Raw genomic sequence first — 11037 nt, forward strand, 5'->3', positions numbered from 1 at the left:
TAGCGGCTCGCGGATACGGCAACAAGCTTTTTCTGCACGACTCCCGGTTGCGGATGCGGGTTTTTTCCAAATGTTGGCAGATTCAACCGCGAAGGCAGCCCTCACGGCGCCGGAAAACGGATGACTCGCGCGTGCCCGGCGAGGTCGCGGGAGATCGCGCCGCGCCCGAAGCCGGCATCCCGTCCCAGCTCGCACACCGCTTCAGCTTGGTCGTACCCGACCTCGAACGCCAGCGCCCCGCCGGCCGCGAGCCGGACGGCTCCCGTCGTCAGACTGCGTAGGATATGGCGATACGCGTCGAGCCCGTCGGCCCCGCCGTCGAGTGCCGCGGCGGGGTCGTGGTCGCGGACCTCGATGGACAGGCCGGTGATGGTCTCGCTCGGGATGTAGGGCGGGTTCGAGACGACGAGGTCGAAGGTGCCCGACAGGCCGGCCGTCCAATCCGCGTTCACGAAGGCGGCCCTGCCGCCGATACCGTTGTGGGCCGCATTGGCGCGCGCCTGCACCAGGGCCGGGTAAGAGCGGTCGACGCCGATCCCGTAGGCGTTCTGAAGCTCGCTCAGCAACGCGACGAGGATGCAGCCCGAGCCGGTGCCGAGGTCGAGGATGCGCAGGGGCCGGTGCCGGTCGGCCTGCGCGGCGAGGGCCACGTCCACTAGGGTCTCGGTATCGGCGCGGGGCACCAGGGTCTCGCGCGACAAGCCGAAGGGCAGCCCCCAGAATTCCCAGGCGCCGACGATGCGCGCCACCGGCTCTCCGGCGAGGCGCCTGCGGAGCGCCCCGTCCAGCCCGGCCGCGCCCTCGGCTCCGAGGGGCGTGTCGCCGCGCAGGATCAGGTCGGTCGTCGTGAGCCCGAGGAGATCGAGCACGAGGAAGCGCGCGTCGTTGCCCACGATGCCCGCGTCGGCGAGCGCTTCCGTCATCCGCCTAAGGGCATCGCTCCGGCTGAGCGTCGGATCGAAGGGCATGGCGCGTCGTCGAACCTCAAGGGCCTCAGGCCATGCCCTCGGCGGCCAGGAGCTCCGCCTGATGCTCCGTCACCAGGGCGTCGACGAGTTCGTCGAGGGCCACCCCCGCCAGCACCTCCTCGAGCTTGTACAGCGTGAGGTTGATGCGATGATCGGTGACCCGGGCCTGCGGGAAATTGTAGGTGCGGATGCGCTCGGAGCGGTCCCCCGATCCGACCTGCGACTTGCGGTCGGCGGCCCGCACCGCGTCCTTGGCGGTACGCTCGGCGTCGTAGAGCTTGGAGCGCAGTAGCGACATCGCGCGGGCGCGGTTCTTGTGCTGCGAGCGCTCCTCCTGGACGAAGATCACGATGCCGCTCGGCATGTGGGTGATGCGGATCGCCGATTCCGTCTTGTTGACGTGCTGGCCGCCCGCGCCCTGCGAACGCATGGTGTCGATCTTCAGGTCCGCGTCGTTGATGACGATGTCGACCTCCTCCGCCTCCGGCAGCACCGCGACGGTGGCGGCGGAGGTGTGGATGCGCCCCTGCGCCTCGGTGTCGGGCACGCGCTGGACCCGGTGGGCGCCGCTCTCGAACTTGAGACGCGCGAACACGCCCTTGCCCTTCACCTCGGCGATGACTTCCCGGTAGCCGCCGACGGTGCCCTCGCTCTCGGAGATGACCTCGACCTTCCAGCCTTTGGCATCGGCGTAGCGACCGTACATGCGGAAGAGGTCGCCGGCGAACAGGGCGGCCTCGTCGCCCCCCGTGCCGGCGCGGATTTCGAGGATCGCGCTCTTCTCGTCGGCCGAATCCTTCGGCAGCAGGATGAGCTGCAGCGCCCGGTGGGCGGCCTCCAGGCCGGCCTCAGCCTCCGGCTTTTCGTCCGCCGCCAGGGCCCGCATTTCGGAATCGCTGCCCGGCTCGTCGATAAGGGCCTCGATCTCACGGAAATTTTGCGCGGCGGCGCGGTAGGCGTGGATCGCCGCGACCACGCCTTCCAGTTCCGAGAGTTCGCGCGAGAGCTGCACGAACGTGTCGGAATCCGCCGAGCCGGCGCTCAGCGTCGCGGTGACGATGTCGTGGCGCGTCAGGATCGCGTCGAGGCGGTCTGCAGGAATAGGGGTCATCGCCCGTCGGAAACTCTCATCAGAACAGGAACTCGTCGGGTCGCATCACGCGCCGCCGACGGGGTCGTGGCACGACCCGGTTAGATAGGCACGCCGGATCTAGATTGGCACACCCTGCGCCTTCGCGAAGGCAGCGAGCGCCGGGCGCAGGGAGGCGCCGTCCCCGGCGCGCTCCATCTCGGCTTCGATCATCGCCGCCACCGCGCCGACATCGAGGCCGAGCACCATCGCCTTCACGGGGCCGATGGCGGCCGGCGACATCGAGAGCTGACGGAAGCCGAGGCCGATCAGCGCCATGGCTTCCAGGGGACGCCCGCCGATCTCGCCGCAGACGGTGGCCGGGCAGCCCAGGGCCGCGGCCCGCTCCGCGATGAGGCGGAAGGCGCGCAGTGCCGGAACGCTCAGGGTGTCGAAGCGGTCGGCCACCCGGCGGTTCTCGCGATCCACCGCGAACAGGAACTGCATGAGGTCGTTGGAGCCCACCGACAGGAAGTCGGCGGCCTTCGCGATCTCGTCGATCTGGAACAGCAGCGAGGGCACCTCGACCATGACGCCGAGCTTGCAGTCGCTCGGCAGCGCGTGGCCGTGCCGGCGCAGATGCGCCTTCTCGCGCTCGACGATGGCCTTGGCCCGGGTGAACTCGTCCACCGTCGCCACCATGGGGAACATGATCTTGAGGGCCCGCCCGCCCGCCGCCTTGAGCAGCGCGCGCAACTGCACCCGGAGCAGGGCGGGGCGGTCGAGGCCGATGCGGATCGCGCGCCAGCCCAGCGCCGGGTTCTCCTCTTCCAGCGCCGGCATGTAGGGCAGGATCTTGTCGCCCCCGATGTCGAGGGTGCGGATCGTCACCGGGAGGTCGCCTGTGGCCGCGAACACCGCCTCGTAGAGCGCCTGCTGCTCGGCGGCCGACGGCATGCGCTGGGCCACCATGAACTGCAATTCGGTGCGAAACAGGCCGATGCCGTCCGCCCCGGTCTCGTGCAGGTGGGTGAGATCGATGAGCAGTCCCGCGTTCAGCTGGAGGCCGATCGCCGTGCCGTCGAGGGTGACGGCGGGCACGCTGCGCAGCGCCCGGTACTGCTCCTGCCGGCGGGCGCGCAGGCGCACCATCTCGGCATAGGCCGCCTCGATCTCCGGCCCGGGCCGGACCTGGATCTCGCCGGTGACGCCGTCGACGATGATCGCGTCGCCGGCATCGCACAAAGCGGTCGCGTTGGCGATCTCGCCCACCGCCGGGATGCCGAGCGCGCGGGCCACGATGGCGATGTGGCTGGTGGGGCCGCCTTCCTCCAGCACGACGCCGCGCAGGGCCGTGCGGTCGTAGTCGAGGAGCGCCGCCGGCCCCATCGAGCGCGCCACCAGGATCGCGTTCTCGGGCAGCACCCGCTGGGCACCGTTGCCCTCGGCCCCGATCAGGGTGCGCAGGAGCCGGTTGGCGAGGTCGTCGAGGTCGTGCAGGCGATCGCGCAGGTAGGGGTCGCTCTGGCGCATCATCCGGGCGCGGTTGTCCGACTGGACGCGCTCGACGGCGGCCTCGGCGGTCAGGCCCGAGATGACGGCCTCGCGCATCCGGCGCAGCCAGCCCTTGTCGTGCGCGAACATGCGCACGGTCTCCAGGACCTCGCGGGATTCGCCGGTGCCGATGCTGTCGCCGCGGTCCACGAGGTCGTCGATGGCCGAGCGCACCTCGCCGATGGCGAGTTCCAGGCGCTCGACCTCGCGGTCGACATTCTCCGCGATGAGCTGCTTCACCACGATGCGGGGCTCGTGCAGCACCACGTGGCCGAGGCCGATGCCGTCGGCCAAGGCCACCCCGCGCTGGCTTACGGCGCGCCGCGCCGCCGACCCGGCGCCGGGCGCAAGCGCCTGCAACTCGCCCGATGCGATCATCTCCGAGAGCACCATGGCGGTGGTCTGGAGCGCCTCGATCTCCTCCTCGGAATAGACCCGGTAGGTCTTGTTCTGGACGACGAGGACGCCGAGCGTGTTGCCGGCGCGCAGCAGCGGCACGCCGAGGAAGGCGTGATAGGCCTCTTCCCCCGTCTCAGGACGGTAGGAGAAGGCGGGGTGCGACTGGGCGTCGGAGAGCGACAGCGGCTCGGCGGTCTTGGCGATGAGGCCGACGAGGCCCTCGTCCGCGCGCAGCCGCGTCAGGTGGACCGCCTCGCGGTTCAGGCCCTCGGTCGCGAACAGCTCGAGGATGTTGTCGTCGCTGAGCACATAGACCGAGCACACCTCCGCGATCACGTTGGCGGCGATCAGCGTGACGATGCGGTCGAGGCGAGCCTGTGGGCTGACCGGCTCCGCCATCGCTTCGCGGAGGCGGCGCAGAAGCAGGCGCGGGCCTCCGGGCGCAGCGGGCATGGTCTCCTCGATCCGGCTTCGGCCTCGGGTCCGGTTGGCGCGTCGGGCGTCGGCGCGCGTCCGGTCTTCAGGCCCGTGGTCTTCAGGCCTGATCGAGGCCGTATAGCGAGTGGAGCGTGCGAACGGCAAGCTCCGTGTAGGCGGCATCGATCAACACGGAGAACTTGATCTCCGACGTGGTGATGGCGCGGATGTTGATGCCCTTCTGCGCCAGCGCCCGGAAAGCCTTGGCGGCGACGCCCGCGTGGCTGCGCATGCCGACGCCGATGGCCGAAACCTTGACGACATCCGTCGCGCCCTCGATCTGCGCGAACTCGATCACGCCGCTCTGGGCGTCGAGGATCGTGCGGGCGCGATCGTAGTCGGCCGAGGGGACCGTGAAGGTCATGTCCGTGGTCGATTGGTCGCCGGACACGGTCTGGATGATCATGTCGACATTGATGTTGGCATCCGCCAGGGGCCCGAAGATGGCGGCGGCGATGCCGGGGCTGTCCTTCACGCCACGCAGCGTGATTTGCGCCTCGTCCTTCGAGAAGGCGATCCCGGTGATGATCTGCTGTTCCACGATGTCGTCCTCGTCGCAGATGAGAGTGCCGGGCCGGGCATTGTCCGGCGGATCGAATGAGGAGCGCACCGTCGTCGGCACGCGATGGACCATGGCGAGTTCAACGGAGCGGACCTGCAGGACCTTGGCCCCGAGGGAGGCCATCTCCAGCATCTCCTCGAAGGTCACGCGCTCCATGCGCCTGGCCTTCTGAACCACGCGCGGGTCGGTGGTGTAGACGCCGTCGACGTCCGTGTAGATGTCGCAGCGCTCGGCGCCGATGGCGGCGGCGATCGCCACCGCGCTGGTGTCGGAGCCCCCGCGCCCGAGGGTCGTCACCCGGCCGGTTTCCGCGTGCATGCCCTGGAAGCCGGCGATGACCGCGACCTCGCCGCGCCGGAAGCCGGCATCGAGGCGGGCGCCGTCGATGCCCTCGATGCGGGCCGAGCCATGCGCGTTCGAGGTCAGGATCGGGATCTGCCAGCCCTGCCAGGAACGGGCGTCGATGCCGTTCTTCCGGAGCGCGATGGCGAGCAACCCGGCGGTGACGAGTTCGCCGGAGGCGACGACGGCATCGTACTCGGCCTCGTCGTAGATCGGGTTCGCGTCCTTGACCCAGGCCACCAGCTCGTTGGTTTTGCCTGACATCGCCGAGACCACCACGGCGACTTCGTAGCCCGCCGCGACCTCGCGTGCCACGTGCGCCGCCACGTTGCGGATGCGCTCGACATTGGCGACGGACGTGCCGCCGAACTTCATCACCAAACGGGGCATGTTCTCACCAGACGGAGCCTGTCGCGTCCGCGTCGTATCGCGTGACCATGAATAGTGGTGTGCCGAGGGCGAAGGATTTCCGCCCGCGTGACCTGCCGCGTCGCTTGGCTGCTGTACCGGACAGGGCTTCGGCGGGTACAAGGGCCGCCCTGGCGTGTCAACAATCGGGCGCGCCCATCCCGCGAAGAGATCAAGCTCCAGACGATGACCGGACCCACAGGCGCCTCCATCGACCGCGACGAGGTCGCCCGCTTCGAGGCCATCGCCGCCACGTGGTGGGACGAAGCCGGGCCGATGCGGGTGCTGCATCGCTTCAACCCGGTCCGCCTCACCTACATCCGCGATGCCGCCTGCCGGCATTTCGGACGCGACCCGCGCCAGCCCCTGGCCCTCGACGGCCTGACCCTCGTGGATATCGGCTGCGGCGGCGGCGTGTTGTCCGAGCCGCTGGCGCGTCTCGGCGCGACGGTGACCGGGCTCGATCCGGCGCCCACCAACGTGAAGGTGGCGCAGGCGCATGCCGACGCGGAGGGCGTCCCGGTGGATTACCGCGCCCGGACCATCGAGGACGTGGTGGCGGGGGGCGAGCGCTTCGACATCGTGCTCGCCATGGAAGTGGTGGAGCACGTGGTCGATATGCCGTCCTTCGTGGCCCACGCGGCCAGGGCGGTGAAGCCGGGCGGCCTGCTGTTCGCGGCCACCATCAACCGGACGCTGCGCTCCTACGCCCTCGCCATCGTCGGCGCCGAATACGTGCTGGGTTGGCTCCCGAAGGGTACGCACGACTGGGACAAGTTCGTGCGCCCCGACGAACTCGGCCGCGCCGTCGGCGCCGGCGGGCTCACCGTGACGGACACGACCGGTGTGGTTTTCAACCCCCTCGACGGGTCCTGGCGGGCGAGCCGCGACACGGCTGTGAACTACATGATCTCGGCCACCCGCCCCGCCTGAACCATCGGCCGCGCCCGCCGTTGGTCGGCGTGTTCCCACGGAGACGGCCGTTGCTCGAAAAGATCCCGCACGCGGTGGGTGCCGCCCTGTCCGGCCTGAAGGCAGGGCTCGAAAAGACCGCCTATCGCACCGATTTCTCCGACATCCCCGAGGGCATCGCCCTCACGAGCCTCGCCTTCGGCGACGGCGCGCCGGTGCCGGCCCGGTTCACCGCCGACGGGGCCGGCGCCTCGCCGCCGCTGGCCTGGACGGGGTTGCCGCCGGGCACCGCGCGCGTGGTGCTCCTCGTGGAGGACGCGGGCAGCCCGACCCCGAACCCCCTCGTCCACCTGATCGCCTGGAACCTCGACCCCGGCGCGCCGCTCGCCGAGGGCGCCGCGAGCCAATCCGAATCACGCCTCGATCTCGGCAAGAACAGCTTCCTGAAAACCGGCTGGCTGCCGCCCGATCCGCCAACCGGCCACGGCCCACACGCCTACCTGTTCCAGGCCTACGCCCTCGACGCCGCGCTGAATCTGGACGCGCATCCGGGGCGCGGCGCCCTGCTTGAGGCCATGCGCGGGCACGTCCTCGCCAAGGGCTGCCTCACCGGCACCTACGAGCGCGCCTGATGCGGAGGCGCTTGCCTCGGGCACCGCTCCCGTGCGAGCGCCGCTGAACGATCAGGCGGAGGTTTGGGCATGAAGGCGCTGCTGTGTACCCGGCTCGGGGGACCGGAGGATCTGGAGATCGCGGATCTGCCCGATCCGGTGCCGGGTCCGGGCGAGGCCGTGGTGCGGGTGACCCTCGCGGCGCTGAACTTCTTCGACACGCTGATCATCGCCGGACGCTACCAGGTGAAGCCCGACCTGCCGTTCTCCCCCGGCGGCGAGGCCTGCGGGGTGATCGAGGCCCTGGGCTCCGACGTGTCGGGATTCTCGGTGGGGGACCGGGTCATCGTCCACCAGAAATTCGGGACGTGCCGTGAGCGGATCGCGGTCGGCGTCGTCCATCTCACGCGGGTGCCCGATGGCGTCAGCGACGAGCAGGCCGCCGGCCTCACCATCACCTACGGCACCTCGCTGCACGCCCTGCGCGACCGCGCCCGGCTGCAGCCCGGCGAGACCGTGGCGGTTTTGGGCGCCTCGGGTGGCGTCGGACTCGCGGCGGTGGAGCTCGGCGCGATCATGGGCGCGCGCGTCATCGCCTGCGCGTCGTCGCTCGAGAAACTCGCCATGGCCCGGGCGCACGGCGCCACGATGACGGTGGACTATGCCGCCGACAACCTGCGCGAGGCCCTGCGCAGTCTCACCGAGGGGCAGGGCGTCGACGTGATCTACGACCCCATCGGCGGCGACTACGCCGAGCCGGCCCTACGCGCGCTCGGCTGGAAGGGGCGCTACCTCGTCATCGGCTTCGCGGCCGGCGACATCCCCCGCATCCCGCTCAATCTCGCCCTGCTGAAGGGCATCGACATCCAGGGCGTGCACTGGGGCGTTTTCGTCGAGCGCGAGCCGGAGGCCCATGCGGAAAACCAGGCGCAGCTCCTCGCCTGGGTCGCGCAAGGGCGCCTCACCGCCAAGGTCCACGGGGTCTACCCGCTCGCGGATTACGCCGAGGCGCTCGGCATCCTCAAGCGACGCGAGGCGGTGGGGAAGGTCCTGCTGCGGATGTGAGGCGCGCCGCGCCTCGGTTCAGAGCAGCCCCTGCGCCTTGGCGAGCGCCACGAGGTCGTGCTGCGGCCGGGCGCCGATGTGCTGGATGACCTCGGCCGCCGCCAGGGCCCCGAGGCGAGCGCTGGCGACGGGGTCGAGGCCGCGCACGTGCCCGGCGAGGAAGCCCGCCGCGAACAGGTCTCCGGCGCCCGTGGTGTCCACGAGTTCGCGGATGGGCGAGGCCGGCACGGATTGCACCGCGCCGCCCTGGATCACCAGCGCGCCCTCGGCCGAGCGCGTGACGAGGCCGAGCAGGTCCTTGCCGCGCGCCGCGCTCTCGTCGCGCAGGGCCTTGATCGCGGCCTCGGCATCGTCGGTCTCGTAGAGGCTCTGCAATTCGCCGATGTTGGCGAACAGGATGTCGATGCTGCCGTCGCGGATCAGGCCCAGGAACTCGTCGCGGTAGCGCCCGACGCAGAAGGCGTCGGAGAGGGTCAGCGCCGCGGCGTTGCCGGCCTCGTGCGCGATGGTGACCGCCTTGCGGAAGGCGTCCTTGGCGGCCGGCGGATCCCAGAGGTAGCCCTCGAGGTAGACCACGCGGGCGGCCGACACCGTGGCGGCGTCGACATCCGCCGGGGACAGGCCCTGGCAGGCGCCGAGATAGGTGTTCATGGTGCGCTCGCCGTCCGGCGTCACCAGGATGAAGCAGCGGGCGGTGGCCGGCCCGTCGGCGGCGGCGGCGACGGGGAAGCGCACGCCCGTGGCCTTGAGGTCGTGCGCGAACAGGCCGCCGAGCTCGTCGTCGCGGACCTTGCCGACGAAGCCGGTCTTCGCGCCGAGCATGGCCGCCCCGACGGCGGTGTTCGCGCCCGAACCCCCCGACACGATGGTGGCCGGGCCCATGGCGGCGAACAGCGCCTCGGCCCGCGCCTCGTCGATCAGCTGCATCGCGCCCTTCGGCACACCCTGCGCGGAGAGGAAATCCTCGTCGGTGCGGGCGATCAGGTCCACGATGGCGTTGCCGAGGACGAGCAGGTCGAGGGATTCGGACATCGGGCCGTCCAGTCTGGCGTTGCGGTAAAACCGTGCCGGGCTGTGGCACCGCCCTCGCCGGGGGTCAAGCGAGGGGCCGCGCGATCAGGTCTCGGGAAAGCACGCCTCGAGATCGAGGGACAGGCCGGGCGGATCGAGGTCGATCCGGCCCGAGGCACAGATGCGGGTCTCGATCAGCGCCTCTGGACCCCGCCGGTGATGGATCACCATCCGTCTGACGGGATCGACGATGAGATAATGCATCACGCTGGGGACCCGGAAGTAGCCGACGAGCTTCTGCCCGGTATCGATCCGCCCCGTGCTCGGCGACAGCACCTCCACCACGATCACCGGGTCCGTCGCCGTGATCGCGTCGGCATCGAGCTGCTCGCCGCAATGGACGAGGGCATTCGGCTCGAAGCTGGTCGCGTTGTCCACCCGGACCGTGATGCCGTCGGGCAGCATGTGGCAGGGCAGGCCGGCCCGATGGATGCCGTCGCGCAGCGCGAGTTGCACCGCGAACTTCGTCTCCGCATGCCGCACCCGTTGCGGAGACATCGCGAAGATTTCCCCGTCGAGCAATTCGAAGCGCCCCGGCTGGTGCTCGGCCCAGGCAAGGAACTCCTCGACGCTCAGGCGGGGTTTCGGCTGGACGCTCATGCACGCGATGGTAGCACGCGAGCGCCGGCCGTCGAGGCGCGCCCCCTATTGGAGCGCCTTGACCTCGCATTGCGCGTAGTCGCCGCTCGCCTTCACGTAGGCGTTCAGCGCCTTGACGTAGGCCTCGGCCAGGGGCCGGAACGCGCCGGCTTCCGCGTTGTAGGCCTTGATCGCGTCGTTGTAGCTGTAGGCCTCCCAGCCCGGGCAACCGCCCTTGGCGTCGAGGCAGGCGGGCTTGGCCGGGAGCGGGGGCTTGACCGGTCGCGCCGTCGCCGGCGGCGGCTCCGGCGCCGTGCAGGCGGCCGTGGCGGCGCCGGCCGAGATCAGAGCGCCGAGGGCGGCGAGCGCGCCCCTTGAGAACCAATTCCGCACGCCGGACTCTCCCCATGGTAAAGCCGGTGTCATGCGCGCGCCGGCCGTCGGGGGCAAGCGCCGGCCGGGTCCGTGGCGACCGTCGCGCTCCGGTTCAGCGCGCGCCCACCGGTTCCCGGGCCGGGACGGGCCGCGCGACCGGTGCGGCCTTGACGGGCTTGCCCTTGCCCGTCCTGTCCAGGCCGCCCCGGACCGCGTTCAGCACGGGCACGCAGAGGCCGAGCGCCAGCACCCACCAAGCTGGGCGGATCGTATCCGGAATGTCGAGGTTGGCGGATAGGACGAGGCTTGCGGGCACACCGCTGGCGACCCCGTACCAGGCCGCTTCGAGGAAAGCCGTGACGAGGGCGGCGGCGACCGCGAGTCCCGCGAGGGTGAGCGGGTTCGTCGGCCAGTGGAGGCGCTGCATCGCCCGGTGGCCCATCAGCAGCAGGAAGGCGCCGGTCCAGAACACCGGATCGGAGACGTCGATCTTCGCCTGAAGATAATAGTGGATCAGCCCCAGCACCGTGATGGCGTAGACGAGCTTGTGCAGGCGGGGCCACGCCTTGCCGAGGCGGCGGATCATCCCGTCCGTGGAGGTGACGCCGAGCACGACGAGCCCGAGCAGCGCCACGAAGCCGATGG

At 70.6% G+C, this 11037-nt stretch carries 10 protein-coding genes and 1 pseudogene; 3 read left to right on the forward strand and 8 right to left on the reverse strand.

Features of this window, described 5'->3' with window-relative positions:
- Window positions 1–101: 101 nt before the first annotated feature.
- From prmC to JWQ05_RS07935, 4 genes are all read right to left on the reverse strand, one after another.
- Entirely contained in the window at window positions 102–968 is an 867-nt protein-coding gene (gene prmC, locus JWQ05_RS07920) for a peptide chain release factor N(5)-glutamine methyltransferase (RefSeq protein ID WP_299657180.1), read from the reverse strand.
- 25 nt (window positions 969–993) lie between these two features.
- Entirely contained in the window at window positions 994–2079 is a 1086-nt protein-coding gene (gene prfA / locus JWQ05_RS07925) for a peptide chain release factor 1 (protein WP_299657183.1), read from the reverse strand.
- A 99-nt stretch (window positions 2080–2178) separates the two neighbouring features.
- Complete coding sequence (gene ptsP, locus JWQ05_RS07930) at window positions 2179–4443, reverse strand: phosphoenolpyruvate--protein phosphotransferase (RefSeq protein ID WP_299657186.1); 2265 nt, start codon at window positions 4441–4443, stop codon at window positions 2179–2181.
- Window positions 4444–4525: 82 nt separating this feature from the next.
- Complete coding sequence (locus tag JWQ05_RS07935) at window positions 4526–5761, reverse strand: aspartate kinase (protein ID WP_299657189.1); 1236 nt, start codon at window positions 5759–5761, stop codon at window positions 4526–4528.
- 204 nt (window positions 5762–5965) lie between these two features.
- On the opposite strand from JWQ05_RS07935, the gene ubiG reads away from it, so the two are divergent.
- The 3 genes from ubiG (at window position 5966) to JWQ05_RS07950 (ending at window position 8367) form a co-directional block, all read left to right on the forward strand.
- Window positions 5966–6712, forward strand: coding sequence for a bifunctional 2-polyprenyl-6-hydroxyphenol methylase/3-demethylubiquinol 3-O-methyltransferase UbiG (ubiG, locus tag JWQ05_RS07940; protein WP_299657192.1), 747 nt, complete (start codon window positions 5966–5968; stop codon window positions 6710–6712).
- Between the two features lie 50 nt (window positions 6713–6762).
- Window positions 6763–7323, forward strand: a complete 561-nt coding sequence (locus tag JWQ05_RS07945; protein WP_299657195.1) for a YbhB/YbcL family Raf kinase inhibitor-like protein — start codon at window positions 6763–6765, stop codon at window positions 7321–7323.
- Window positions 7324–7392: 69 nt separating this feature from the next.
- Window positions 7393–8367 carry an NADPH:quinone oxidoreductase family protein gene (locus JWQ05_RS07950; protein ID WP_299657198.1) on the forward strand — a complete coding sequence of 325 codons (975 nt, stop codon included), beginning with the start codon at window positions 7393–7395 and terminating at the stop codon, window positions 8365–8367.
- A gap of 18 nt (window positions 8368–8385) precedes the next feature.
- Here the strand turns inward: JWQ05_RS07950 and JWQ05_RS07955 are convergent, their stop codons facing one another.
- The 4 genes and pseudogenes from JWQ05_RS07955 to JWQ05_RS07970 all read right to left on the reverse strand — a co-directional run.
- On the reverse strand, window positions 8386–9399 hold the full coding sequence (locus JWQ05_RS07955) for an adenosine kinase (RefSeq protein WP_299657201.1): 1014 nt from the start codon (window positions 9397–9399) through the stop codon (window positions 8386–8388).
- 84 nt (window positions 9400–9483) lie between these two features.
- Entirely contained in the window at window positions 9484–10038 is a 555-nt protein-coding gene (locus JWQ05_RS07960) for a Uma2 family endonuclease (RefSeq protein WP_299657204.1), read from the reverse strand.
- Window positions 10039–10083: 45 nt separating this feature from the next.
- Complete coding sequence (locus JWQ05_RS07965) at window positions 10084–10410, reverse strand: hypothetical protein (protein ID WP_299657207.1); 327 nt, start codon at window positions 10408–10410, stop codon at window positions 10084–10086.
- A 94-nt stretch (window positions 10411–10504) separates the two neighbouring features.
- Window positions 10505–11037, reverse strand: a pseudogene (locus tag JWQ05_RS07970) (sulfoxide reductase heme-binding subunit YedZ); the annotation flags it as partial.

The sequence above is a fragment of the Methylobacterium sp. genome (assembly GCF_028290105.1).
GTDB lineage: Bacteria > Pseudomonadota > Alphaproteobacteria > Rhizobiales > Beijerinckiaceae > Methylobacterium.

Coding starts and splice junctions, on each gene's coding strand:
- JWQ05_RS07950 (WP_299657198.1), top strand. CDS start 7,393: ATGAAGGCGCTGCTGTGTACCCGGCTCGGGGGACCGGAGGATCTGGAG.
- ubiG (WP_299657192.1), top strand. CDS start 5,966: ATGACCGGACCCACAGGCGCCTCCATCGACCGCGACGAGGTCGCCCGC.
- ptsP (WP_299657186.1), bottom strand. CDS start 4,443: ATGCCCGCTGCGCCCGGAGGCCCGCGCCTGCTTCTGCGCCGCCTCCGC.
- JWQ05_RS07955 (WP_299657201.1), bottom strand. CDS start 9,399: ATGTCCGAATCCCTCGACCTGCTCGTCCTCGGCAACGCCATCGTGGAC.
- prmC (WP_299657180.1), bottom strand. CDS start 968: ATGCCCTTCGATCCGACGCTCAGCCGGAGCGATGCCCTTAGGCGGATG.
- prfA (WP_299657183.1), bottom strand. CDS start 2,079: ATGACCCCTATTCCTGCAGACCGCCTCGACGCGATCCTGACGCGCCAC.
- JWQ05_RS07960 (WP_299657204.1), bottom strand. CDS start 10,038: ATGAGCGTCCAGCCGAAACCCCGCCTGAGCGTCGAGGAGTTCCTTGCC.
- JWQ05_RS07935 (WP_299657189.1), bottom strand. CDS start 5,761: ATGCCCCGTTTGGTGATGAAGTTCGGCGGCACGTCCGTCGCCAATGTC.